This window comes from Methylotenera sp. 1P/1 (assembly GCF_000384355.1).
Taxonomy (GTDB): domain Bacteria; phylum Pseudomonadota; class Gammaproteobacteria; order Burkholderiales; family Methylophilaceae; genus Methylophilus.
The window spans coordinates 76,542-102,664 of the sequence record NZ_ARWC01000001.1 but is presented as its reverse complement, the minus strand read 5'-3'; the positions used below and the strand labels follow the sequence as shown (position 1 = coordinate 102,664).

General features: G+C 46.9%; 17 protein-coding genes. 3 read left to right on the top strand and 14 right to left on the bottom strand.

The genetic code is table 11. From position 1 onward, the window contains the following. Nucleotides 1-16: 16 nt before the first annotated feature. The 6 genes from A3Q3_RS0100460 to A3Q3_RS0100435 form a co-directional block, all read right to left on the bottom strand. Nucleotides 17-436 carry a group II truncated hemoglobin gene (locus A3Q3_RS0100460; RefSeq protein WP_020181592.1) on the bottom strand — a complete coding sequence of 140 codons (420 nt, stop codon included), beginning with the start codon at nt 434-436 and terminating at the stop codon, nt 17-19. Between the two features lie 5 nt (nt 437-441). Continuing rightward, entirely contained in the window at nt 442-1,641 is a 1,200-nt protein-coding gene (gene purT, locus A3Q3_RS0100455) for a formate-dependent phosphoribosylglycinamide formyltransferase (RefSeq protein ID WP_020181591.1), read from the bottom strand. A gap of 105 nt (nt 1,642-1,746) precedes the next feature. Beyond that, a complete protein-coding gene (locus tag A3Q3_RS0100450) occupies nt 1,747-3,147 on the bottom strand; it encodes a sigma-54 dependent transcriptional regulator (protein ID WP_020181590.1) in 1,401 nt (466 codons plus the stop codon). 27 nt (nt 3,148-3,174) lie between these two features. Further along, entirely contained in the window at nt 3,175-5,571 is a 2,397-nt protein-coding gene (locus A3Q3_RS0100445) for a TonB-dependent receptor (RefSeq protein WP_020181589.1), read from the bottom strand. 220 nt (nt 5,572-5,791) lie between these two features. Then, a complete protein-coding gene (locus A3Q3_RS0100440; protein WP_020181588.1) occupies nt 5,792-8,320 on the bottom strand; it encodes an ABC transporter permease in 2,529 nt (842 codons plus the stop codon). Then, nucleotides 8,317-9,000: an ABC transporter ATP-binding protein gene (locus A3Q3_RS0100435; RefSeq protein WP_026361652.1), complete on the bottom strand. Its 684-nt coding sequence runs from the start codon at nt 8,998-9,000 to the stop codon at nt 8,317-8,319. The genes A3Q3_RS0100440 and A3Q3_RS0100435 overlap by 4 nt, the downstream gene beginning before the upstream one ends. Nucleotides 9,001-9,071: 71 nt before the next feature. Between A3Q3_RS0100435 and A3Q3_RS0100430 the strand changes: the two genes are divergently transcribed. Beyond that, nucleotides 9,072-9,704 carry an arylesterase gene (locus tag A3Q3_RS0100430; RefSeq protein ID WP_051086406.1) on the top strand — a complete coding sequence of 211 codons (633 nt, stop codon included), beginning with the start codon at nt 9,072-9,074 and terminating at the stop codon, nt 9,702-9,704. A gap of 12 nt (nt 9,705-9,716) precedes the next feature. On the opposite strand, the gene tilS is transcribed toward A3Q3_RS0100430, so the two are convergent. The 8 genes from tilS to A3Q3_RS0100390 form a co-directional block, all read right to left on the bottom strand. Further along, nucleotides 9,717-11,117, bottom strand: a complete 1,401-nt coding sequence (tilS, locus tag A3Q3_RS0100425; protein ID WP_020181585.1) for a tRNA lysidine(34) synthetase TilS — start codon at nt 11,115-11,117, stop codon at nt 9,717-9,719. Continuing rightward, the gene (locus A3Q3_RS0100420; RefSeq protein WP_020181584.1) at nt 11,086-12,081 is read right to left on the bottom strand and encodes an acetyl-CoA carboxylase carboxyltransferase subunit alpha; all 996 of its coding nucleotides are present in this window, start codon (nt 12,079-12,081) and stop codon (nt 11,086-11,088) included. The genes tilS and A3Q3_RS0100420 overlap by 32 nt, the downstream gene beginning before the upstream one ends. A 27-nt stretch (nt 12,082-12,108) precedes the next feature. Next, nucleotides 12,109-15,579 carry a DNA polymerase III subunit alpha gene (gene dnaE / locus A3Q3_RS0100415; RefSeq protein ID WP_020181583.1) on the bottom strand — a complete coding sequence of 1,157 codons (3,471 nt, stop codon included), beginning with the start codon at nt 15,577-15,579 and terminating at the stop codon, nt 12,109-12,111. A gap of 129 nt (nt 15,580-15,708) precedes the next feature. Beyond that, nucleotides 15,709-20,931 (bottom strand): Hpt domain-containing protein, encoded by a 5,223-nt coding sequence (locus tag A3Q3_RS0100410; RefSeq protein ID WP_020181582.1) that lies wholly within the window; start codon nt 20,929-20,931, stop codon nt 15,709-15,711. Between the two features lie 39 nt (nt 20,932-20,970). Then, the gene (locus A3Q3_RS0100405) at nt 20,971-22,707 is read right to left on the bottom strand and encodes a methyl-accepting chemotaxis protein (RefSeq protein ID WP_020181581.1); all 1,737 of its coding nucleotides are present in this window, start codon (nt 22,705-22,707) and stop codon (nt 20,971-20,973) included. Nucleotides 22,708-22,752: 45 nt separating this feature from the next. Next, a complete protein-coding gene (locus A3Q3_RS0100400) occupies nt 22,753-23,271 on the bottom strand; it encodes a chemotaxis protein CheW (RefSeq protein WP_020181580.1) in 519 nt (172 codons plus the stop codon). Nucleotides 23,272-23,274: 3 nt separating this feature from the next. Continuing rightward, nucleotides 23,275-23,640, bottom strand: a complete 366-nt coding sequence (locus tag A3Q3_RS0100395) for a response regulator (RefSeq protein WP_020181579.1) — start codon at nt 23,638-23,640, stop codon at nt 23,275-23,277. 29 nt (nt 23,641-23,669) lie between these two features. After that, nucleotides 23,670-24,023, bottom strand: coding sequence for a response regulator (locus A3Q3_RS0100390; RefSeq protein ID WP_198288921.1), 354 nt, complete (start codon nt 24,021-24,023; stop codon nt 23,670-23,672). A gap of 267 nt (nt 24,024-24,290) precedes the next feature. On the opposite strand from A3Q3_RS0100390, the gene A3Q3_RS0100385 reads away from it, so the two are divergent. Together A3Q3_RS0100385 and tpx are read left to right on the top strand one after the other, a co-directional pair. Continuing rightward, nucleotides 24,291-25,451: an FIST signal transduction protein gene (locus A3Q3_RS0100385; RefSeq protein ID WP_020181577.1), complete on the top strand. Its 1,161-nt coding sequence runs from the start codon at nt 24,291-24,293 to the stop codon at nt 25,449-25,451. A gap of 111 nt (nt 25,452-25,562) precedes the next feature. Beyond that, nucleotides 25,563-26,066 carry a thiol peroxidase gene (gene tpx, locus A3Q3_RS0100380; protein WP_020181576.1) on the top strand — a complete coding sequence of 168 codons (504 nt, stop codon included), beginning with the start codon at nt 25,563-25,565 and terminating at the stop codon, nt 26,064-26,066. Nucleotides 26,067-26,123: the final 57 nt, after the last annotated feature.

Here is a 26,123-nt window from a genome sequence, read left to right as displayed (position 1 = left end):
ACGTTTGTAAACTATATTACTTGTTACGCATAAAATCCGCTACCCCATACAGCTGGGCGGCTAACTTTTTCATGATTTCCTCATCAAGTTGTAGCGTATGCATCGCACGTATCATGCAATACATCCATTGATCACGTTCAGATTCACCAATTGCAAACGGCATGTGCCTACGGCGCAACATCGGATGCCCATAGCGCTCGATATACAGTTGCGGCCCACCCATCCAACCAGTGAGAAACATAGATAGTTTCTCACGTGCATCGGTAAGGTCTGCTTGATGTAAAGCGCGTATACCCGCTGCCTTAGGGTCTGTATCCATCACATCATAAAAAGTATTGACTAGTTGACGGACAACTTGCTGCCCAGCTTCTTCACCACCTAATAACTCATAAAAAGTGGATTTACTACTCCCGGCCTCTTCGATTTTATCCAACATAAGACTTATACCGCAGGTTTGGGTTTGACCAAGCTAGCCGCTAATTTGGCTTGTGTTCGCGCTTCATCGGCACTGTCGGCCGTTGCCAATGCAACGCCCATACGACGGCGCACAAATGACTCAGGTTTTCCAAACAAACGAATATCGCTATTGGGAATCGCTAAAGCCTCGGCCACGCCAGTAAATGTGAGATTTTTACTTTCCACGCCGCCGTAAATCACTGCACTGGCACCAGGCTTAGTCATGGCCACATCGACTGGCAAACCTAAAATGGCTCTAGCATGCAATTCAAATTCACTTAAACGCTGACTGCACATCGTCACCATGCCAGTATCGTGCGGGCGTGGACTAACCTCTGAGAACCACACCTGATCGCCCTTAACAAATAACTCCACACCAAATAAGCCCAAACCACCCAACGCATCTGTGATGGTTTTTGCAATGTGTTGTGCGGCATTGCGTGCGCCAGCTGTCATGGCTTGTGGTTGCCAGCTTTCAACATAATCGCCCTTTTCTTGTACATGGCCAATCGGCTCACAAAAGTAAGTTTGAATGTCGCCTTGTGCATTTTTTGCGCGCACTGTCAGCAAAGTAATTTCATAATCAAAACTAATTTGCCCCTCCACAATCACCACGCCTTGATTCACGCGCCCACCACTGGCCGCGTAATCCCAAGCAGTTTTCACTTCTGACGCTTGCGTGATTCTGGATTGACCTTTACCGGAAGAGGACATGGTCGGTTTAATAAAGCATGGATAACCAATGCCCGCATCAATAGCGGCTTGCAACTCAGATTCGCTGCGCGCAAACGCATAGGGTGAGGTTGGCAACTGGAGTGTTTCTGCCGCAAGTTTGCGGATACCTTCGCGGTTCATGGTCAGCTGCACCGCTTTTACGGTAGGAATCACTGTCGTACCATCGCGTTCGATATCGGCCAATGCATCCGTATTCAATGCTTCAATCTCCGGCACAATTAGATGCGGTTTTTCTGCATGTACCAATGCTTTAAGCGCTGCGGCATCTGTCATATCAATGGTATAGGCACGATGGGCCACTTGGTGACCTGGCGCATGTTCATAGCGATCTACGGCAATCACTTCCACCCCATAACGCTGCAAAGCAATGATGACTTCTTTGCCTAATTCCCCGCTGCCAAGCAGCATGACTTTTGTTGCAGATGGGGTGAGGGGCGAACCAATAACCATGAGAAAACTCCAGACGATAATGGGTGAAATGATAGCATGATGTGAGGGGTGCAAACATGCTAACTAGCATGGTGCAGGTGGTACAACCACGAAGAATAAAGCTGACTAGACGGAGATACCGTGTTTATCCATGCGGTAGCGCATGGTCATGCGTGTAATGCCCAACTGACGAGCCGCCTGCGAGACATTATTGCGTGCTTGCTCTAGGGCACTGAGCAGAATGGCTTTTTCTGCATCATCTAACGTCATTTGCGTTTCGGACGTATCTGAAGCCACCATGTGTTTTTGCTGATGGTTAGGCAATACCAGATCACTGACCATGATTTGCTCTTCCGCACTCAGCAATACCGCACGACTAATTTGGTGTCTGAGTTCCCTCACATTACCAGGCCAAGTGTAGGTTTGAATTGCCTGTAACGCATTGGCGCTGAAGACGCGCTTTTTTAAACCATAACGCTTTTCGGTCAGCGATTTAAAGTAATTCGAGAGCTGAATAATATCATCACCACGATCACGCAATGGTGGCATGAACATCGTAATCACATTTAAACGATAATATAAGTCTGAGCGGAAGCGCCCTTCATTGACCATGTCGTGCAAATCACGGTTGGTGGCTGCAATGATACGCGCAGGGACTGAACGCTCTTTGGTTGAACCTAAGCGACGCACCTGTCTGCGCTCCAACACATTCAGCAGTTTAGCTTGCAAGGTCAATGGCAACTCGCCAATCTCATCTAAAAATAATGTACCGTCTTCCGCCGATTCGATTAAACCGGGACGCGCGCCGACCGCATTGGTGTATGCGCCCTTCTCGTGACCAAACAACTCACTTTCAATCAACTCAGAAGGTAAAGAGGCACAATCCACATGCACAAACGGTTTATCGCTATTTGCACATTCAGCATGTAAAAAACGGGCAACCACATCTTTGCCTGTGCCAGTCTCACCAATAATCAACACGGTAGGCGGCACCACATCTGTAATGGCACTTAATTGCGAGATACGGCCAATTTGCTGACGCACACTTTGCATCGCCGTACTATCCCCAATCAACTGCACGCCATCCGTGGCATGTGTATTGCGTTGTCGTGAATAGTCTAGGCTGGTTTGTAACTCGGAAGCACGCTCATTTTTTTTGACGACCAGTAAGAGCTCTTCCAGATCGATTGGCTTTTTCAAGTAATCTACTGCACCTAATTTCATGGCGTTGACAGCGTCACTGACATCACCAAAGGCAGTCATGACAATGGTCGCTGCGCCCTTGCTAACAAACTCGGCCAGTAAGTCCAAGCCATTACCATCCGGCAAACGCATGTCCAACAATACCAAATCCGGCTGAAATTGCTTGTGGATGAGTCGACCATCCGCAATTGTTTCAGCATGCTCGCACTCATAGCCATCTTTTTGCAAACGCTTGACTACTGCGCGTGCAAATAGCACTTCATCCTCAACAACCAATACCTTTTTAACAATTTGGTGTGGACGAAATTTTGATTCAATGGCCATGTGTTGTACGAGCACGCTGTTCCTTCATTAGTCTAAATCTACACTGCTGGCTGATTTATTACCGCCAAACGCATAACGTAAGCCAAACCAACCTGCACGTGGTGCACCCGGCGCATAGAATGCAGGGGTCACTTCGTTACCGGTAAACTGGCCGGTGCTTGCATCAAAGCGATGTTCGCCCAATAAGCCAGCGTTGTTATATTCGCGATCAAACACGTTATTTAATTTAGCAAAAAACTGCCAGCCATTGCCAAAGTTATAACGTGTATCTAGGTTCACAACCGCATAACCGCTCACTTTTGCACCGTCGCCGTCGTGATCATTGTTCTCGTTACCACGTGAGTATTGATCTGAGAATGCGATGATGTTTGTGCCTACACTCCATGCAGGAGTTACGTCATAAGCAGCACGTAATTTAACTTGATGCTGTGGAATGCCTGGAAGGCGGTCGCCTCGCTTCACTTGAATTTCGGTTTCACCGTTGCCATCGAAGTCTTGTGCAGATGAGTTCACTTCGTTTGCAATCAACAAACCAGATTGATACGTGGCTTTTACAAAGCTATAGCCAGCAGACCAGCTAAATTTTTCCAAACGACCACTGATACCTGTATCAAAGCCTTGACGACGTGTTTTGCCTACGTTATCAAAGTATCCCAAGCCAGTTGCGCTAGAAGAAATAAACTGAATATCATCATGGTTCTCTGCACGATAAGCACTGAAAGTCCATGAAATATTGTCTGTCAAATTACCACGCAAGCCACCTTCAAAAGTTTTAGCCACCACTTGCTTTAATGGTGGATCGCCTGCAAAGGCATTTGGCAAACGGCAGCCAATGTCCGGATTGGCACAACCTAACTCAATAGCAGTAGGTGCACGGCTACCTTCGTTGTAGCTGGCAAAAGCGGTTAAGTCTTTGCTTGGCGTGAAGTTCACACCAACTGCAGGGTTAATGCGGTTAAAACTATGGTTACCACTTAAAGAAGTTGGATCTGGCAGTGCAACCAGTCTGTCGTCATTTTCCACTTTGGTATGGTTATAACGTAATGAGCCAGTCAGATGCCACAATGGGCTGAGTGAAAGTGTATCGGTAGCAAATACACTCCAAGTTTTGCTCACACCTTTCAAGTTTACTTCTGCATCATCACTAAAAATGCCTGATCCATCAATACCACGGGTGGTATTGACCAAGCCATATTCAGTGCTTTGTGTAAAGTTGGTTCTGCCATAGTCATAGCCCAAGCCAGTCACAAACTGATTTTTTAGGCCAGCTAAATCTTGCCCAAATGTAAGCTGCGCATTAAAGCCGTAGCCGGTACGACGTGAATTGGTACGGTTGATGGCACCACTACAGTTTTCATCTGCATCGTTATCGGCAAGACAGTTGGCGTTTGCTGTCGCCAATTCACCTGCATCAATATCACCGCTTGCATCCAAGTCGACATCATCATCGTCAAAGTCATCATTACCATCACCGTTCAAGGTTTTGGTTTTGGCTTTACGGTAATAAGTATTGCCGCTCAACTGCACGTCATCACTGAAAAAATGACTCCAATTTAAATTCACAAAAGCCAGCTTGTTTTCGGTTTTGTCAGGACGCGTCAAAATCGAATCACGGCCCAGTTGATCTAAAAAGTCTGCAGGCGCCAAACCGTTACCAATCAACTTGTTATCTGCACCGGTAAAGCTCAGGTTTACCGAGGTTTTCTCATTTTGCCAGCCCACTTTACCAAACACTTGGCCAACATCGGATGGGGAATAATCACGCCAGCCATCTTCTGAGAACACATTGCCGGAAATAAAGTAATCAATTGACCCATCTTCCGTTACACCACCAAACTCTGCGGAACCTGCTTTACGTCCCCATGAGCCCATATAGGCCTCAATTGCACCACCAGGATTGGTACGACCACTTTTGGTTTGCACAGACAGCGCGCCGCCCAACGTGTTTAAACCGAATAGTGGATTAGAGCCAGGAATCAGGTTAATCGAATGAATAGAGTTCATTGGAATCAAATCCCAGTTCACTACATCGCCAAACGGTTCATTCACACGCACGCCATCCACAAAAACTGACAAGCCTTGTGGCGTGCCTAGTAAAGGAGAAGCAGAATAGCCACGGAAGCTCACATCTGGTTGATAAGGGTTATTTTGCGTATCGTTAACACTGACCCCGTTCAAGTTCTGATTGATGTAATCAGAAATACTGATGCTCTTTTGCTCAATCAGTTGTTTTTCTTTCACGGTCTGGATGGATGCCGGAATCTGCTCCAAAGGCAAGCCGATGCCTTTTAATGGCGTTGTGCTAATGACTTCAATTTTATCGATATTGACGCCATTTGCTTCATCGGCAAACGCAAATTGTGGGGATGCATAGGCAGTTAGAATGGCCAGCATCATGATATTTGGTTGAAAAGTGACTTTCATATTTTTCCCTAGGATTGAATTATATGTGCCCATTAATTCGCAAGAATCATTCCTAGAAATCAACATGTAAAAATGTTGTTTAAAAACAATACCCAATATTTGGCATAGCAATCACTGATGGATTCTAAACCATTAATATGGTTGTATACAACCAATTACAACCATATTAATGGTTGTTTATAGCCAATATAATTTTTGCCAATGGTTATAAACAACCAATTTAGATGCTGTTGAGCAACTGTTTGGGGGAGTGGTTAAGATAGCTGCGCAGCGCAAGCCACGCAGCAGCGGGAATCAGAATCAGTGCACTTACGATAGCGATAGCACTCATCGTCACATTAAAATGATAAGGGATTTCCAATAGCCAGATGCTGACATACCAAGCCACCCCATTTGCCAGCAGGACAGCCACCACCACTGCACATAGGGCAATGGCAAAAAACTCTGCCAGCATGGCAACGCTAACTTGTCGCCTTGAAGCGCCTAACACTCTGAGTAATGTGGACTCACGGATACGTGCCTGTTGTGTTGCAATCAATGCAGCATATAGCACTGCCAAGCCTGCCACCAAGCTAAACAGAAATACATAACTCACGGCCACACTCATTTTTTGCATAATGGCACGCACCTGCTCCATCAGTGCGGCCACATCAATCACAGTTAAGTTAGGAAAATGACTGACCAACTGCTGCACAAAAGCAGTTTGCGAGGGCGGCAAATGAAAAGCTGTCATATAACTAGCTGGTAAATGCGCTATGGTTTTAGGAGGCGTTACCGCAAAAAAATTGGCGCGCATGCTATCCCACTCGACTTTGCGAATACTGGTCACCTTGAGTGTCAGCGCAGTACCGGCAACGTCATAAGTTAAAGTGTCTCCCAAATGAATATTCAGATTTTGTGCAAGGTCTTGCTCCAATGAGATATACGGTTTGCCGGCGTCCTCGTCTGTCCACCACTGCCCAGAAATTAAACGATTATCCGCTTGCATGTGCGCGGCCCAAGATAGATTGAACTCTCGCGACGCCAATCGTTTTGCGCGCTCATCCTGATAGCTATCTGCATTCACTTTTTGATGATTAATGGCAACCAAACGCGCACGCACCATGGCATGTACTTGTGGTGTGACTTGATGTTGTTGCGCGAACATTGTTTTAAAGGCGGGCAACTGATCAGGCTGCAGATTAATCACAAAACGATTGGGTGCATCTGCAGGCAAGGAGTCTTGCCAGCTCTGCATCAAATCTGTTTTGACGATACTCAGTAACACAATCACCATTAGTCCTAGGCTAAAGGCAATCATCTGCGCAATCGATAACCGCAAACGTCGCCTCAGATTAGTCAGGCCAATGTGTATGCTGGTCGCCAGCCGACCTTGACGGGGGCGCAACTTAAACAGCAAATGCACAGCTGCATAGGCTAATACGGCCACAATCACACAAGTGAGCACCAAACCACCGCTGACGATCAATGCCATTTGTAGGGTCTTGGCTTGCCAAACCATGAGCAATACCACGACTAAGGCCATCGGCAAATAATTGAACCAGTCTTGCTTTAAGTTCACTTCGACTTCTCGGCGAAGGATATGCACTGTCGGCAAGGTACGGATTGCGCGCAGATGTGGCCACATTAAAGTCAACATCACAAACAAGCTGACCACCATGCCCAATATAAACGGCCACATGCTGCTAGGGGCTAGCGATTCTAAAAACAATCGGCCCGCCAAGGTTGCCAAGCCTTGCTGTAAGGCATAACCAAGCGCACACCCCAAAACACCACCCAGCAAAGCTACCCATACCGTTTGCCATAACAAAATGGTTTGTATCATGCGCGTGGTAGCACCAAAGCAACGTAACATGGCAAAGGTATCTAACTGACGATTGAGGTACGGACCACTGGCCAATAACATGGCTACAATGGCCAACATCACACTGACCATGGCGGATAAGCCAAGAAACACCTCGGCTTTGTCTAAGGCACTTTTAATTTCCGGGCGTGCAGTTTTGACATCTTCCACGCGCTCGCCACGCTGTAATCGCGGTTTCAGCCAGCCTGAAAATGTATTCAGTTGTTCGGCATCACCAGCCACAATCAATTGATACTTCACACGGCTACCGTACTGGATTAATTTAGTCGCCGCCAAATCCTGTGCATTCATCATGGCACGTGGTGCAAAGCTAAACATATCGCCACCACGAGAGGGTTCACGCTCCAACACACCGGACACCTTAAATGACTGCTCGCCCAAGTGGATGCGATCCCCAAGCTTGAGTGACAATACCCCCATGATGCGAGACTCCAGCCAAACCTCCCCGGCTGACGGGGGATGTGCGACCAAGCGCGCCGTTGTATTAGGTGCCAGTTGTACGCTAAAGTCACCACGCAATGGAAAAGAAGCACCCAATGCTTTTATCTCGGCAATCTGACTATTGGCTTGATGTACCACCATGCTAGGAAACTCAGCTGTTTGCGTGGTGGCTAAGCCCAGCTGTTTGGCCTGCAAAGCGTAGTCTTGCGTGATGACATGATCACTCATCACGACCAAATCCCCACCCAACAAAATACCGCCTTGGCTATTCAGGTGCATGGCAATCCGCTGCGAGAACGCATTGACCGAAGTAATAGCAGCCACCGCAAGTACTAAGGCAATGAGTAATACGCGCAAATCACCTGCACGCCAGTTAGCGCGTAATTGCTGCCAGGCCAATCGGTACAGTGGCATGGTATTGATAGCCGGATTCATAGTACTCATGCCGGGTTGCGCTCAGTCAGCTTGCCATCCACTAGCGTGAGCACGCGGTCACAGCGCGCTGCCAAACGGGCATCATGTGTGACCAACACTAAAGTGGTTTGATGCGCTTGGTTGAGCTTGAATAGCAACTCAATGATCTTTTCGCCATTTGCGCTATCCAAATTGCCTGTAGGCTCATCTGCAAACAGCACTGCGGGTTGCGCGGCAAAGGCACGGGCAATAGCCACACGCTGCTGCTCGCCACCAGACAATTGTTTGGGGTAATGTTGCATGCGCTCACCCAAACCCACTTGTGTCAGGCTTTCTTTTGCAGTTTCCAGTGGTGCTGCATGACCATTGAGCTGTAACGGAATCATGACATTTTCTAACGCCGTCATAGTGGGCAATAATTGAAACGACTGGAACACAAACCCCATGTGTTGCCCACGCATGGCCGCACGTGCATCCTCATCTAAGGTGCTAAAGGCTTTGCCCAACATCCTAACTTCGCCCGAAGTAGGCATATCTAGCCCAGCCAGAATACCTAACAAGGTAGACTTGCCGGATCCGGAACTCCCTACAATCGCTACGCGTTCACCTTGCCGAATATTCAGCTGCAAATCGCGCAATATCTGCAAGGTATGTTCAGCACTCCCTACACTTTTGCACAAGTTTGTCGCTAGAATGATGGTGGCATGCATTGAATGTTGTGCATGTGTTGAAACGTTTGTTTGCGGTTGTGGGTCAAACTCAGAAGAGGAAAGTAACATCAATGAAATCTCGTTTATTGTTTTGGGTACTCAGGGTTAGTCTTGTTTTAATGCCATTGGTTGCATCAACCAGCCATGCAAGCTCGACTATTTTAGTATTTGGCGATAGCTTATCTGCGGCTTATGGGCTACAGACTGAGCAAGGCTGGCCTACGCTATTGGCGCAGCGCCTTAAAACTGAGCGACTACCATATCAAGTGGTGAATGCCAGCGTAAGCGGCGAAACCACGGCTGGTGGGCTGACACGCTTAAATCAGGCGCTCCAGCAGCATAAACCCACCATCATGATTCTGGCGCTAGGTGCAAATGACGGCTTGCGTGGCTTGCCGGTAGACGCAATGCAGCAAAATCTCAGCAGCATGCTGACACTGGCCAAGCAGCAAAAAGTGACCGTTTTGTTGGTAGGCATGAAAATCCCACCTAATTATGGGCCACAATACACCCAAGCCTTTCAGCAAACATTCTCTTCTTTGGCACAACAATTCAAAATCAACTTAGTGCCCTTTTTGCTGGAAAACGTAGCAGGCAACCCTGCATTAAATCAGGATGACGGCATTCACCCCACGGCACAAGCACAGCCAATCGTGCTAGAAAACATATGGCCACAACTTAAAAAGCTACTTAAAGCTTATTAGCCAGCACCATCCTCAGCAATCAATTGCTTCTAGGCGAATTGAAAGCCCCTGCTCATTGGGTTGTGCAGTCATATTGGCATCCACACCAATATTAGGAATACACACCAAAGTCTCAGCGGCAAACACCAAAGGATAATGTGCCCGCTGCCATGGTGGAATCGCATGCGCTTGCAACACATGCTGCAAGGTACGGCTCGGGCGCCCTAGCTCTGGCTTAAAGCGCTCACCTCCTAAACGGGTTTTGATCAGCAGTTTAGTTTCACCTAGCTGATACATTGCAATCCCTTTGCCAGTACACGTTTCAAACACCAAACGATGATACGCCGTCAATGGTACAACGGACTCTCCCTGCCACCAGTAACTGAATGGCTCAGTAGCCGTCTCCTCGATAACCACATAGGCACGACGGGCGTACCGGCGCACGCTATGCTGAGGCCCGACCTTCACGCAAACAGCTGCATCGCCACGGGCATGCAGCAATTGTTGCAGTAGTTGCGTGAGCGTCTCCGTGTTGGGCATAGGCAATGCGTGTAGCTCTAACCACCAGCGCAACACATTCTTGGCTCTAGGCGCGCTCAATGCACGTAAGCCATCTATCGCCAGCGTGCTCTGTTTGTCAGATGCATTGACCAGTGACGCATCACGAACATCCATTTCTGCCAATTCTGCCAGCAAGATATTGGCTTCTGCTAGATGCTGTGCTGTTCTACCTAGTGTTTTTTCAATGCCAGAATACTGGCCCGCCAATAACGGCATGACCGACTGGCGTATAAAATTACGGTCAAATTGCAGGTTTAAATTGCTCTCGTCTTCCACCCATTGCAGCGCATGTTGTTTGGCATAGCGCTCAATATCCGGACGAGATACCTCAAGCAAAGGGCGCAGCAATCGTCTAGAAAAGTCCATGGCCGCCATACCTGACAATCCTTTAGCGCCAGCACCGCGTGCCAACTGTAATAATAGCGTTTCTGCTTGGTCGTTTTGATGATGCGCTAGGCAAATAAAGTCAGCCTCAGCTGCGTACAGCACTGCATAGCGCGCGTTTCTGGCACTGGCCTCAATACCCAAGCCAGATTGGCTATCTACATGTATACGGCGTAAGTCGAATGGAACCGAAAATTGCGCACACACGGTTTCGCAATGGCTGGCCCATAGATTGGCATTTGGGCTGAGCCCATGATGCACATGCATCGCTGATAACTGTAATTGAAATGGTGCGCTCGCATCTGCCTGCAATGTGCGTTGTAAATGAACCAAGGCATGAAACAGCACGGTGGAGTCTATACCACCGCTAAAAGCAACTAATACACGGTAGATGGGTTGTGGCTGGAGTTGAAAAACGCGTGTAAAAAATGTATCTACACGCGTTGCGATTTGCTTTTTATTTGCTGGCGGTAATTTTGAATTTGCCATAACTCATGAGGCGGGCATACCTTGTTTCAAGCAATTTATCTAATTTTTTGGCTTGCAGAGTTTTTAACTGCACCCGAATAGCGTGACGCATTTTCTCCATCATCGCCAGTGGCTCGCGGTGTGCGCCACCCAAAGGTTCAGACACAATCTCATCGATGAGACCTAATACTTTAAGGCGATCTGCAGTAATCGCCAGTGTTTCTGCAGCTTCTGGCGCTTTAGTCGCACTCTTCCATAAAATAGAGGCACAACCTTCCGGGGAGATCACTGAATAAGTCGCGTATTGCAACATCAACAATTGATCGACCACGCCCAACGCCAATGCACCGCCAGAGCCACCCTCACCAATCACAATGCCGATGATAGGTGTTTTGAGTTCAGCCATCACATATAAATTGCGTGCAATCGCTTCGGACTGGCCACGCTCTTCGGCACCAATACCAGGATAAGCGCCTGGAGTATCAATCAGTGTAATAATCGGCAGACCAAATTTCTCGGCCATTTTGAATAAGCGCAGCGCTTTACGGTAGCCTTCAGGACGTGGCATCCCAAAATTGCGGTACTGGCGCTCTTTGACGTCACGCCCCTTTTGGTGACCGATCACCATGACAGGGATACCTTCAAAACGAGCAATGCCGCCCACAATGGCAGGGTCATCCGCATAAGCGCGATCACCATGCAACTCTTCAAACTCAGTAAAGAGTTCGTCAATATAATCAAGCGTATAGGGGCGTTGTGGATGGCGTGCCACTTGTGAAATTTGCCATGCAGTCAGATTTTGATAGGTATCTTGCAGCAACTTACTATTTTTCTTTTGCAGCTGTTCCAGCTCTTTGGAAATATCAAGGGCATCATGCTCATCGTGTGAAACTTGCAATGCCTCAATACGCTTTTCAAGCTCGGCAATCGAGGCTTCAAAATCAAGGTAGCTTAATTTAGGATCGGTAAGACGCCTGTTTTTCATTGTGTCGGTGTTCGTATTCAAATGGGGTTAATTATAAAGGATTTTTACATTTTCTTTTGAAAGCCATGTATGTAAATGCTTTAATAAATCATCGTGCAGTTCCACACGCCAATCATCCCCCAACATCAGGCTAGCTTGACCTTGTGCATTATGATATTCAATCTTGACCGGACAGAGTCTTTTATCCGCATTGCGGTTGCGATATGGGTTTAATATCGCGCTGAGCTTTTGTGCATCCGACTGTCCGTTGCAAGAAATTTTAAGCATATTGGCATACTGGCTTCTGGCCGTCGTCAAATCAAATAGCTTGCGTGCGCTCACGCGAATACCGCCAGAGAAATCATCATTGCTGATGCGCCCTTCTACCAGTAACAGCTGATCCTCTTTAATCAACAATGCATGCTGGTTCAGTAATTCAGAACCCACCACCACATCCACCCGCGCCACTGCGTCATCTATCGTCACAATCGCCATTTTCCCGCGCTGCGTCATGCGAATACGCACTCCCATGACCACGCCGGCAATCAGCTTGGGCTGCTCCTGCGGTGCTAAATCGGCCAAACTGCCCCTCACAAACGTGGCTAGCTCTTCTTTATAGCCCAAGAACGGGTGCCCACTTAAATAAAACCCTAGCGCCGCCTTCTCTTCTAGCAACGCTTGCTCAGGCAACCACGGTTCTACCACAGGCAATTGATGCTTGGTTTCAGAGGCTTCGCCAAATAGGCTGTTTTGGCCAGCATGAGAGCTGCTCTGCTCTGCGGCCGAGATTGCTGTGCTCACCGTTGCCAACAATGCTGCTCGATTTGCTTCAATGGTATCAAACGCGCCGGCGCGAATGAGAGACTCAATGACGCGACGATTGACTTTACGCAAGTCCAAACGCGCACAAAAATCAAAGATATCGGAAAATGGTCCATCTTGTTGGCGTGAAGCTAAAATCAAATCAATCGCAGCCAAACCAGTACCTTTAACGGCCCCTAAACCGTAGAGCATTTGTTTTGCATTTAATGGCTTAAATTGGTACACACTTTGGTTAATATCTGGGGGTAACACATCAATTTGGTTTGGCGCGCAATCATCAAAGAATATGCGTACGTTGTCGGTATTATTCATATCGGCCGACATGGTGGCTGCAATAAATGCGGCCGGATAATGTGCTTTTAGATAAGCCGTTTGATACGCCACTAGTGCATACGCTGCCGCATGGGATTTATTGAAGCCATAGCCGGCAAATTTCTCCAGCAAGTCGAACAGATCATTGGCTTGCTTTTCGTTCAAGCCGTTTTTCTGTGCGCCTTCGTTAAAAATGGCGCGTTGTGCCACCATTTCTTCTGGTTTCTTTTTACCCATGGCGCGCCGCAGCAAATCCGCACCGCCTAGACTATATCCTGCCACCACCTGCGCAATCTGCATCACCTGCTCTTGATACACCGCAATGCCGTAAGTTTCTTTCAGAATCGCTTCGGTCGCCGGATGTGGATATTCCACACGCTGTAAGCCATGTTTGCGTCGACAGAAATCCGGGATCAAATCCATTGGGCCTGGACGATACAACGCTACCAGTGCAATAATGTCTTCAAAGCAGTCCGGCTTGGCCTGTTTGAGCATGTCTTTCATGCCCTTAGACTCTAGCTGGAATACCGCCGTTGTGTTGGAAGTCTTGAGCAGTTGATAGCTCTTTTTATCATCCAGCGGCAAGGTCTCAAAACTTAATGGCGGTAAATTCTCTTGCGCACGCTGTGCATTGGCATTTTCTAACGCCATGTCCAAAATGGTCAGTGTGCGTAGCCCTAAAAAGTCAAACTTGACTAGGCCTACCGCCTCCACGTCATCTTTATCGTATTGGCTGACCAAGCTGCTGCCATCGGCTTGACAGTAGACTGGGGAATAGTCGGAAATTTTACCCGGCGCAATCAACACACCACCTGCGTGCATGCCTACGTTACGTACCAAACCCTCTAATCGCAAAGCCAGTTCAAGCAGGCCTGCCACCTCTTCTTCTTTTTCACGACGTTCCTGCAGTTGCGGCTCTTTTTCTAATGCAGATTGCAAGGTAATGCCAAGCTCTAATGGAATCAACTTGGCAATGCCATCGACAAAGTTAAAAGGCAAATCCAACACGCGCCCCACGTCACGAATCACGGCCTTAGCCGCCATGGTCCCGAAGGTAGCAATTTGCGATACGGACGCCAGCCCGTATTTTTGTTTGACATAATCAATGACGCGATCACGCCCTTCTTGACAGAAGTCGATATCGAAGTCGGGCATGGAGACGCGTTCTGGATTCAAGAACCGCTCGAACAGTAAGTTATAGCGTAGCGGGTCTAGATCGGTAATGCCTAGACTATAGGCCACCAGAGAGCCAGCACCAGAACCACGGCCCGGCCCTACTGGTACACCATTGTGCTTGGCCCAGTTAATAAAGTCCGCCACAATTAAAAAGTAGCCAGCAAACCCCATCTGGTTGATGATTTGACACTCAAATCCTAGCCGCTTTTCATAACTCTCGCGCTTTTGTGCACGGATATTTTCATCGGGATACAAAGCACTCAGGCGCGTTTCCAACCCTAGTTCGGATTGCTGCACCAGAAAGACATCCAAGCTTTCTTGATTGGGCGTAGGAAAGTCTGGTAAGTAATTTTTGCCTAAGGTTAAGCTCAGGTTGCAGCGCTTGGCAATTTCCACACTATTGGTCAAAGCTTCTGGCATATCCGCAAACAGCGTTTGCATCTCTGCCTGCGTTTTAAAATATTGTGATTCAGTAAAGTGTTTAGGGCGGCGACTATCGGCCAACATATAGCCTTCGGCAATGCAGGTGCGTGCCTCATGCGCCATAAAGTCGTCGGCCGTAATAAACTGAATCGGATGGGTGGCGACGACTGGCAAATCCAATGTATGCGCCAGATGCACCGTGGCTTGCACCAATCTATCTTGTGCGCCATGTTGCCCTTGCGGATGTGTACGCTGCACTTCTAGATAAAAGCGGTTAGGAAATAATGCTACCCATTGTTCCGCACACTTTTTAGCCATGGGCAGATTGTCTTGGCTCAATGCATGGCCGATATCACCATGCTTAAAGCCTGACAATACAATTAAGCCTGCGTTAGCCTCGGTTAGCCACTCTTGCTTGATTTCCGCGCGACCGCGATACTGATTTTCTAGATATGCTTTGCTCAGCAACTCACAGAGATGGCGGTACCCCACCAAGTTTTGTACCAAAAAAAGTACACGATGCGCTTGGTCGCGATTCGTCGTATTTTCTATCCAAACATCACAGCCTACCAAAGGTTTAATGCCTGCACTACGCGCTGCTTTATAAAATTTAATCGCGCCAAATAGGTTGGATAAATCGGTCAACGCAAGCGCAGGCATGGCGTCTTGTTTAGCTGCTTTGACATAATCGTCAATGCGTACAATGCCATCCAAAACGGAGTATTCGCTATGGCAGCGCAAATGCACAAAGGCAGGTGTGATGGGTTGGAGTGCGGAATCTTGCATGCCCACATTTTACCTTTGTCAGGCCACAATGACACCCATTAATTGAGGTATTAAGTGAAAGTTTTTTTGCTGGATAACATGGGAGAAAAACAAGCAGTTAATACACAACCACTTGTTTTTAATAGATTATTAAGACTTTCTACTGACCAGCTCGTTGACTTTAGCAATCAACTCATCATCATGCACCGGCTTACCAAAGAACGCATCCACACCAATATCTTTGGCCAAGTTTTGATGCTTATCTGCGGTACGTGAGCTAATCATAATTAACGGTGTGTTGGCTGTACGCGCATCGTCACGAATATTACGGGCCAAACCAAATCCGTCCATACGCGGCATCTCAATATCCGTCAGAATAATATCCGGTGTCACGCCTTGTAATAACTGCAAGGCATCCATTCCGTCTTTGGCCACCAACACCTCATAGCCTTCACGCTCCATCAAACGCCCCAGTACTTTACGCATGGTCAACGAATCATCTACGACCAGCGCTTTTGGCTTGAGTGTGATAGGCGTATCTTGCACTTTTACTTTTACGCTACCCACTGCAAGCACTTCACGGTTGGCTAATAGCAATGGGTTAAGGATGAGAATCACACTACCATCGCCAGTCACGGTGGCACCCATAATACCGGGCACGCGTGCTAACTCCACGCCAATTGGCTTAATCACCACCTCTTGGTTGCCCAGCATTTCATCCACATGCAATGCAATACGATAGTTACCGCTTCTTAATAGCAATACAGATGCATAGGTATGTGCGTCATCTGAGCCTGACTCATTCAGCAACTTAGCAATATGGTGAAATGGATAAGTATTACCCGCCCATACAATCTCACCTGTCTCATTTGCTTTTGCAAGTTCGGCTTGTTTGATTTTTTGTGCTTGCTCAATCATGGCCACAGATATCGCATATTGCGTATTACCAGCGCGCACCATCAACACTTGTGCCACAGTGAGTGTCACTGGCAGATAAATAAAGAACTGTGTCCCTTCGCCCAAACGGCTATCAATATCGATACGACCACCCAAGCCAGTCACTTCACTACGCACCACATCTAACCCCACGCCGCGGCCAGCAATTTGTGTTACTTCGGCAGAGGTTGAGAACCCTGGCTCAAAAATTACTGCCATGAGGGCTTGGTCATTAATCTGTGCTTTCGCATCAATCAGTTTATTTTTGACTGCAATCTCACGTACTTTCTTCAAATTGACGCCGGCACCGTCATCGCTTACCTGAATGCGAATCTCGTCATTTTCTGCTGTCACATGCAAGCGTAATTTACCAGTAGCCGCTTTACCAGCCTTTTGGCGGCTGTCCGGCAACTCAATGCCGTGTGCTACCGCATTCCTCAGCAAATGCTCCAATGGCGCACCAATTTTATCCAGCACGCTGCGGTCAATTTCAGTTTTATCACCCGTAATCGTGAACTCAACGCGTTTTTTCAGCTCACGTGCAGTTTGCCGCACAATTCTATCCATACGCTCAGAGAGTTGTGAGAACGGCAACATACGCACATTCATCAACGTTTGTTGCAATTCACGATTCATACGTGTTTGTTGTTGCAGTGCAGCTTCTGCTTGCCCCAAGTTGCCAATCAAGCCATTTTGAATGGTGGAAATATCGTTCACACTCTCCGCCATCATGCGCGTCAATTCTTGCAAGCGGGTGAATCGGTCAAATTCCAATGGGTCAAACTTCTCATTGGCTTCTTGCAATAAGGTCAAACGTGATTGCAGTTGTGTATCCGCCTCAATCTCTAACTCGCGTAAATAGTTACGCATGCGCGATACGCTCTCGGTCAGATCATGCGAGGTATTTTTGAAACCAATCACTTCTTTATCAATGCGGGAGCGAATAATCGAAATCTCACCGGCCTCGTTAATCAGGCGGTCCAGCACATCTGCACGCATACGCAAGAACTGTGTTTTGCGGTTGCTGTGGCGAATGGTTTGCGCCGCTACATCAATATGCGCTGGCGTAATTGCCGCTACGTCTTCTAACGGTGCATCTTCTGTAGGTTCGTTCTCAACTTGAATCAGTTGTGTGAGGTGTTCAGGCAAATGGCCTTCTTCAAAATAAACACCTATCGCATCTAAATCGGTAAACAAATGCTCAAACGTTTGTGCGTTGGGTTTGGTTTTTAGCGCCTGTACTACGCGCTCTTCCATATTGTGCACAACATTGCCTAGGCTATGTTTACCTGCCATGCGGGCACTGCCTTTAAGCGTATGCAAGGCACGTTGAAGTGCATCCGGATGTTCAGAATCTGGTGGGCTGGCGCGCCATGCTCTAAGTTCAACGCCAATCATTGGCAGCAACTCATCTGCCTCTTCTTGGAACAAAGTGAGAATCTCTGCATCGACGTGCTCAACATCTTCCAGTACATCTGAGCCATCTTCAGAAATATCATTACCCGAAGCGGCAGCTGTATAAATTTCGACAGGCTCATCGCTGACATCTGCCGTATTATCCCAAGGCATTGTCGCAGGTGCGTCTTCCGCTGCCTCTTCTGCTATTTCTCCCAACACTGGCGGGATGAACACGATTTCATTTTCTTCCACTGCAGGTTCTGGCTCAGCTACAGACAGAGGCTCTACTTCATTCGGCAATATTTCAGCAGGTATTTCAGCAGTCTCTACGATCGTCTCTGTTGTGTCATCTGGTGTTAGCAGATTAGCCGCATCTTCAACAGGCGTTGCAGATTTCTTAGCACTGCGTTTGGTAACAGAGGCTGGTTTTTGCAGTGCTTTTAACAGCGCTTTTTCTTCCTTAGGCTCATTGAGCTCAGAAATACGCTGCCACATTCTGGCAACAGATTTCACCACACGTGTATACAACTTGTGGTTGGCTGGCGACCATTCCGCGCCAACCTCATCCAACCAAGCTTCTGCTGCGCGGCCTAGTGCACCCATGTGCGTAAAGCCTGCAGCCAATGCATTGCTGGCCAATGTATGTACTGCACGTCTGGCAGCATCCGAGGGCGCAACTGCCATCGCATGTGCATTGATATTCGCTAAATCTTGCTCCAGCGTAGTAATGTTCAACATGCTTTCGTTTAAGAAAATATTGTATAGCTGGCGACTCAGTTTACGTGTGCCCCCTATCAGCACCACATCATCGCTTGCTTTTTTCTTCGCCGCTTTTTTAGTAGGTTTGTCCCAGCCTTCAATGCGTGCTATCCATTTTTCCGGATTAAACGTCAACGTTTTTTGTTCGCGCAGGGTGTTAGACCAATCGGCAAATTCAGCGGTCACCTGCTCAACCTCTTGTAACTGCGCGCTTGTTAACAAAGCCTTATTGTCCAACACGCCATTTAAAAACGTTTCTACCTTGCCAGCCACTTCACCTAAATTAGTTAATCCAACCGTGCGGCCGCTACCTTTTAAGGTATGGAAACCTCTTCTGACTTCTACCAGCGCTTCATGGCTGGCACTGACCTTAAGTAACTGCAGATTATTGGCAATATGCGCCAACACTTCTTCGGCCTCTGTTAGGTAAATATCCAACAACTCATCATCCAAGGCCGTGTCGGCACTTAAGCGCTCAGGCTGAGTATCTGCTACAACTGCCTCAACAGTAGCCTCTGCAGTTTCCAACGAGGTTGAGGATTGAGTATTGACCACATGCGTCAATGTAGTACGCATTCTCGTCAGTGCTGCATCCATGGCTGATTCATACTCTGGACGCACTTTAGGCATGCCTTCAGCATACAAGCCCAGCATACTCAAGCTCTCTGCCAGCAGTTCAAACTCGCCTTGATTGCTTACAAACTGTGGCGATTGGAAAAATTCAATATACTCCAAGCTCAGTTTGGCAATATTGGCTGGCGTATCCATATCCAACATTTGGAAGATAGAAGCCACCTCTTTAAGCGGTTTTACTGTGAGCGCAAGCGCAGATTTATCGTCCGATTGCCTAAAGAAACCATCCAGCGATTGCTCTACTAGTTTTAATGACTCTTGGATCTGTGACACCACTACTTTAATCGTATCAGCATCCAACTCATTGGTTCTGTCTTGTGCCAGCTGCGTATAGGCTGCGCCAGATGCAATATGCTCCAAACGCTGAATTTCAGACAGTAGTTTTTGGATTTTGCCTGCATCCAACTCTGTATATTCTTGCAATGCTGTTTCGAGCAGATGAATACCTGCAGCGATTTCAATTAAGATCGGATGCGTGGTTTGGCCTGAGCCGTCTCTCAAAAAACCAGTGACTTGTGCCAGTGCCTGATACAAATCAATGACTACTACTTGGCTTAATTGCTGACATAGCGGCTGGTGCTCAGCCAAAATATTGGCGCACTTGGTCATCAATATATTGTCGATAGAAATCGTTGTATGTTGGCGATCTTCTACATTAAAATTAATTTTATTGGATAGCTCATTCCAGACATCGCCAATACTTGCCACCACCTCGGCCAATTGCAAGGCTGTATTCACTTCTGCTTGCTCAATCACGCCGTGACCGAACTGATCTAACGGGCTTTCAATATAACTTTGCAAATCAAATAGATGTTTGGCTTTGCTCACCGCGGGATAGTCAGCGTCTGACTCTGCAACGTAATAGAGCATTTCTTTCAGCATATGAGGATTGGCTTTCGGTGCATCCTCCAACAATAATTTTAGCTCTTGGTCTATTTTTCTGCAGATACGTTTGGCACCGGCCAGCGTGGAAATTTTTGAATCATATAAGCTTTGTGCGAATGCACTTGCAGACCACCACATCAACTTAGGCGCGCTACGTGTTTGTGCTTGGCTCACATTGGCAAGCGCATTCACCATCTGCCCGAGCGCATCTGCATCATTACTTTTTAGCCAACTTAATAGCGATTTCTGGTAGCCAAGCCGTTGTTCTGCAATAAATTTAGGGTATGTCGCTTCGTCCATCTCAAGAGTAGCGACATCTTTAGGTGCAGATAAGCTGATATCCGGAAAGAATAAATCACTTTTTTCAATTGGTGCCCCATGCGCGGCAGCTACTGGAGCAAGCGCATCATACAAGCGCAATGGCACGTCACGCGCGCCTTTCATCAGGCTTTCGATATACGCCAACAAGGCATTGACTGCATGCATTAACTGCTCAATGAGTTCTGGCGTGGTTTGAATTTCGCCTTTTTCAAGTGCAGACAAACATTTTTCCAGTGTTGCGCAGTAAAACTTACACCCTTCCAACCCCACCATATCCAGCGCACCGCTGGCTTGGTAGGCATGTGTTTGCGCGTACCGGAGGAACGCGGTATCCGAGATGTTGGCGCCATACTTGTTTAGATTATCTAAAACAGTATGCAGCGACTTATCAATTTCGTCCTTCACCCAAGTTAATGGGCCGATATCAAAATCATTTGACACTTAAATTCATCTCAAAAGTTATAGATTTATCTCAACAGCTTAAGCGAGCTTGAACCCAGCAACTGATTCACGCAACTCTTTCGCCAGCGAAGTCAACTGACCCACAGAGGTAGCAGTTACTTTGGTACCTTCAGTCGTTTGTGTCGTAATCTCTTGAATTTGCTGCATGTTCTTCGTCACGGTAGACGCTACTTGCGTTTGCGCTTCTGTTGCAGATGAAATCGACTCAATCAAACGCGCCAAGTTGTTGGTCACGTTTTCAATCTCGGCCAGTGCTCGGCCCGCCGCATCAGACAGTTGCGCACCCTCTACCACACCCTCGGTACTTTTCTCCATCGCGGCTACCGCAGAGTTAGTATCGGTCTGAATCGTTTTTACAATGGCACCAATCTGCTTGGTCGCCTCGGATGAACGTTCCGCCAATCGCTGCACCTCTTCCGCAACCACCGTAAAGCCTCGACCCGCTTCACCCGCTGACGCTGCCTGAATCGCCGCATTCAACGCCAAAATGTTGGTTTGTTCTGTAATGTCAGAAATCAAGTCCACGATCTCACTAATCTCTTGTGAGCTTTCACCCAAACGTTTAATCCGTTTTGAGGTTTCCTGAATTTGCTCACGAATACTGTTCATACCTTGAATCGTATTTTGTACCGCTTTAGACCCTTGTGACGCCGCTTGCAATGAACGCTGCGCAACCTCGGACGCCTGACTCGCGTTGCTCGATACTTGCAAGATAGAACGTGTCATGGTGGTCACCGCATCTGTTGTATCGGTAATTTGTTTGTATTGCTGCTCAGTCGCTGAAAGCAAGGATACTGAAGTCTGCTGCGCCTGCGCGGTTGCCGTGTTCACCTGCTCTGACGCGCGCGTAATCTCGGTTACCAGATCGCGCAAGTTATCAATCGTATAGTTAATGGAGTCAGCAATCGCCCCGGTAATATTTTCACGCACTTGCGCACGTACCGTTAAGTCACCATCCGCCAAATCACCCATCTCATCTAGCAAATTCAGAACCGCCATTTGGTTGGACTGTCCGTCATCTTCCAAACGTTTCACCGAAGTATCAATGGCTTTTACTTGACGAATACCGAAATAAATCATGGCAAACACAATCGCCAAGCCCAATAAGACCAAGGCCGCCAAAATACTCACCAGCAAACTTGAAACCTCTTCTGATGTTTTGCTTGAGAGCTTTTCCACTTCATATTTAAGTGTGTTGGCTGTTTGCTTGTTTACCTCATAGGCACTGGCTAAATCGGCCAGCGGCTTAGCGGCTGCAATCGCGCCTAACTTAATCGCCGCATCAAAGTCTTTGTTAAAGATACGATAAAAATTCTCGTTAGATTTAGCCACAGCTTCAAATGCGCCAGTCATGTTGCCGGCTTCCGCGTTGGCTTTCCAGTACGCTAGACGCTCTTTAAACACAACCTCGTAACGCTTTACTTCTTCCAGTTTTTTATCACGTTTCTGATAATCGCCGTTGGTCGTTGCTACATAAGCTTCATTGGCCGCCGCAAACGCATCCACCGCATAGAGTGAAGGTGGAGAAATATCGGCACGCAAATCATTGTTCTTTTGTATCTTGTTGAATTCGGGTCCGTTGACGCGCACTTGGTGAATCGTATACGCCGCCAACGCAGTAAATACAACGAAACCAATCACCGGCCAATACACCTGGGCGTAACTTGTTTTACCGCCAGATACAGCCTCTCGTTTAGCAAAGAGCTGTTTTACTTTTTCTGGAATTGCTTTTATAAAACCTACATTAATCGCCATTTGAATCCCTCTGTTTTCCCTACGATTTTTTATGAGTACCGAATATTAATATGACTGAATAAACTCTTTTGATTGCACCAACTTAGCACAATCAAGCACCATCCATTGATTGCCATCCTGATCTTCATATACATCATGTTGCATACAAAACGCATGCTCTAGTGTATCGGTCACCTTCTGCATTCCTTCAAGCTTGCGTAGCCCAACTAACTTTTCTACCAAAAATGCCACATGCGAAGTCACTTCATCGCTCATGAGCAACACGCGCGCACTTGAGCTGATTAATGTGGCCACGCCATTCATCAATTGCCCAATATCGTTAATGGCATACAATACGCCACGCACATTGGCCACCCCTAGAAACCAGCTTTTCACCAAGGGCACCGGGTAAATTTCCATCATCGGTAATGTCTCGCTGATTTCCTGCATATTGACCAGCACATTTTTACCGGCAATCACCACACCCAAATAGCCGGCGGGTGCTGCTGAGCCCGCTTTTTTAGCTTCTTCCAGCCGTTCTAGAATATTGGCTTGGTAGTTTTTAAGTGTGTTTTTTGCCGCCATGACCTATCCAAGTTTAGCAATAATCGCCAAGAGTTCAGCTTTATCAATTGGCTTTTGCAAACAGCCTTTGGCGCCCATTTTTTCTGCCCAAGCCAAATCTGTTACCTGCAATTTACCTGAGGTGAGCACAATAGGAATATTGGCTGTGGCCGGATCTTTTGTCAGCGTTCTTGCCGCTTGAAACCCTGTTATACCTGTCATGATGATATCCATCACGATTAGATCTGGGGCTAATCCAGCCGCTTTCTCTACACAGGCCTCGCCACTCTCTAATGCTTGCACTTCAAAATTATTAGCTTCCAACATTTCTGTTAAGTAAAAACGATCCGTTGCCGAATCATCTACTACCAGTATTTTTTCTATTGCCATAATGAATCCTTATTTTTGAATTATTCTGGTTAAATTTTTACGTACTCAGTAACAGCTGCCACCAGTGTTTCTTGCGTAAACGGTTTGGTCAGATACTCATCTGAACCGGCCATGCGGCCACGAGCACGATCAAACAAACCGTCTTTGCTGGAAAGCATAATGACTGGGGTAGATTTAAATCGATCATTACGTTTAATCAAACTACAGGTCTGATAGCCATCCAAACGCGGCATCATAATGTCAATAAAGATAATTTGCGGGTGCTGATCGGCGATTTTAGAGAGCGCGTCAAAACCATCCTCTGCCAAGATAACTGCATACCCTGCATTTTTTAGAAAAATTTCAGCACTGCGTCGAATAGTATTGCTGTCGTCAATTACCATGACTTTTACTGCGGCTAAATCACTGTTGGACAATTAATTTACGCTCCTGTGTTGTACGTTGTTTACCTGTCAACTCTTGTCTCATTTTTATCTAGGTTAACTTTAAATTCCGGTAACAATCCTTTACATTTGTAGAAAAATATTACATTATCTAAACAGAAATGCAACACTTAGCTTACATTTGTGATAAAACACTTTAACATTTAATGCTAAAAATGGGTAATTTAGATACATTCCTCAAGTTAATTTTTTTAAGGGCTGCAATCAATGTTAATCAGACAAGAATCTGTAGATGCCAAGGGCGCACTCAAAGATCTACCTGCTACATCACCACTTCCAACCGCTAATCTGGTGCTCGCTTTCTCTTCAGTGAAGCGATTTTCGGAAGGTAAATTGCAATCCTACTTAAAAGCGCGCTACCCAACTGCACAAGTCATCGGCTGTACCACATCGGGTGAAATTAATGCAAATGGTGTCTTTGATGACAGCATTCAAATCACTGCCATTATGTGGGAAAAAGTAGTGCAACGTGTAGCGCAAACCAAAATGTCTGGCATGCAAAACTCTTTTGAAACAGCTGCTTTATTAGGTAAGCAGTTAAAAGACAACACGTTAAAAGCATTATTGGTGATTTCAGATGGTTTAAATGTAAACGGATCCGAACTCCTCAAAGGTTTCCAAAGCGTATTGGGTGAAGTCCCCATTATTGGTGGCTTAGCGGGTGATGGCGGTGCTTTTGTAAAAACACTACAGATATTTAACGAGACCGTGTCTGACGGCATGATTATCGCGGTGGGCTTATATGGTGACTCTTTGATTGTATCCAGTGGTGCCTTGGGTGGCTGGAAACCGTATGGTCCCCCACGAAAAATCACCAAATCAGAAAAAAATATTGTGTACGAAATGGACGGCAAACCTGCCCTACCGCTGTACCGCATGTATATTGGTGAAGCCTTTTCCAAAGGCTTGCCGGGTACGGGACTTAAATTCCCATTGGCCATCATCGAAGAAGGTAAGCGCGATGTAGAGAAAATCCGCACATTACTCGCCGTGAATGCCGATAACAACAGCCTCACCTTTGCAGGCAACGTGGAGGAAGGCGAAACCGTACGTTTATGTCAAACCAACCATGATCGCCTAGTGGAGGGTGCTGGTGCAGCCGCTGAACTAGTAATGGATGGCTTGGGCGAGAACAAAACCAATCAAACCGGTTTAGCTTTATGTGTAAGTTGCGTAGGCCGCAAAGGTGTGATGGCTGAGCAGGTGGTGGATGAAGTCAAACAGGTCCAACTGATATTGGGGGCCAAAACCAATATCACTGGCTTTTACTCTTATGGCGAGCTTGCGCCACGCCCCAATACCTCAGACAGCGTGTTACATAATCAAACCATGACGATTGGCTATTTAAGCGAAAACGTACTCGCCTGAATCGCCGGCACATAGCGCGCCTCAGTTAAAGTATGTTATAAAGCATTTGTGTCATGCAAATGCTTTTTTTGCTATTCATCCAGTGTTAAGTAAGTCGAAAAAGGAATACCGATGCCTAATGCCGTAACTTTGATGGGAAGCCCTGTTCTCATCGAGGGCGTTTTACCAAAAGTGGGAGAGCACATCCCTGAATTTACATTGGTCGATAAAAATCTTGACGATGCGACCTTAGATAATTTTGCCGGAAAACGTAAAGTGCTTAACATTTTTCCGAGCCTCGACACCCCCACCTGTGCCAGCTCTGTAAGACGCTTTAACCAACTCGCAAGCGGCATGAAAAATACAGTTGTGCTCAATATTTCTGCTGATTTACCTTTTGCCCAAAATAGATTCTGTGCGGCTGAAGGCCTAGACCAAGTCATTAATTTATCTACTCTGCGCGGACGCGATATGCTTAAAAATTATGGCGTACTCATCGTCACTAGCAAACTGGCTGGATTAGCCACGCGTGCGATTATCATTGCGGATGAACACAATGTAGTCAAACACGTAGAATTGGTTCCGGAAATTGCTAACGAACCTAATTATCAAGCAGCGTTAAGAGCATTAAAGTAATTGGCATATGTTCAATATGCTATCTAAGTGATACCTTACTGTTTTCTACGATTTAAT

Coding starts and splice junctions, on each gene's coding strand:
- A3Q3_RS0100390 (WP_198288921.1), bottom strand. CDS start 24,023: ATGGTAATTGACGACAGCAATACTATTCGACGCAGTGCTGAAATTTTT.
- A3Q3_RS0100445 (WP_020181589.1), bottom strand. CDS start 5,571: ATGAAAGTCACTTTTCAACCAAATATCATGATGCTGGCCATTCTAACT.
- A3Q3_RS0100385 (WP_020181577.1), top strand. CDS start 24,291: ATGTTAATCAGACAAGAATCTGTAGATGCCAAGGGCGCACTCAAAGAT.
- A3Q3_RS0100460 (WP_020181592.1), bottom strand. CDS start 436: ATGTTGGATAAAATCGAAGAGGCCGGGAGTAGTAAATCCACTTTTTAT.
- A3Q3_RS0100440 (WP_020181588.1), bottom strand. CDS start 8,320: ATGAGTACTATGAATCCGGCTATCAATACCATGCCACTGTACCGATTG.
- A3Q3_RS0100405 (WP_020181581.1), bottom strand. CDS start 22,707: ATGGCGATTAATGTAGGTTTTATAAAAGCAATTCCAGAAAAAGTAAAA.
- A3Q3_RS0100430 (WP_051086406.1), top strand. CDS start 9,072: ATGAAATCTCGTTTATTGTTTTGGGTACTCAGGGTTAGTCTTGTTTTA.
- A3Q3_RS0100435 (WP_026361652.1), bottom strand. CDS start 9,000: ATGCATGCCACCATCATTCTAGCGACAAACTTGTGCAAAAGTGTAGGG.
- dnaE (WP_020181583.1), bottom strand. CDS start 15,579: ATGCAAGATTCCGCACTCCAACCCATCACACCTGCCTTTGTGCATTTG.
- A3Q3_RS0100400 (WP_020181580.1), bottom strand. CDS start 23,271: ATGGCGGCAAAAAACACACTTAAAAACTACCAAGCCAATATTCTAGAA.
- tpx (WP_020181576.1), top strand. CDS start 25,563: ATGCCTAATGCCGTAACTTTGATGGGAAGCCCTGTTCTCATCGAGGGC.
- tilS (WP_020181585.1), bottom strand. CDS start 11,117: ATGGCAAATTCAAAATTACCGCCAGCAAATAAAAAGCAAATCGCAACG.
- purT (WP_020181591.1), bottom strand. CDS start 1,641: ATGGTTATTGGTTCGCCCCTCACCCCATCTGCAACAAAAGTCATGCTG.
- A3Q3_RS0100420 (WP_020181584.1), bottom strand. CDS start 12,081: ATGAAAAACAGGCGTCTTACCGATCCTAAATTAAGCTACCTTGATTTT.
- A3Q3_RS0100395 (WP_020181579.1), bottom strand. CDS start 23,640: ATGGCAATAGAAAAAATACTGGTAGTAGATGATTCGGCAACGGATCGT.
- A3Q3_RS0100450 (WP_020181590.1), bottom strand. CDS start 3,147: ATGGCCATTGAATCAAAATTTCGTCCACACCAAATTGTTAAAAAGGTA.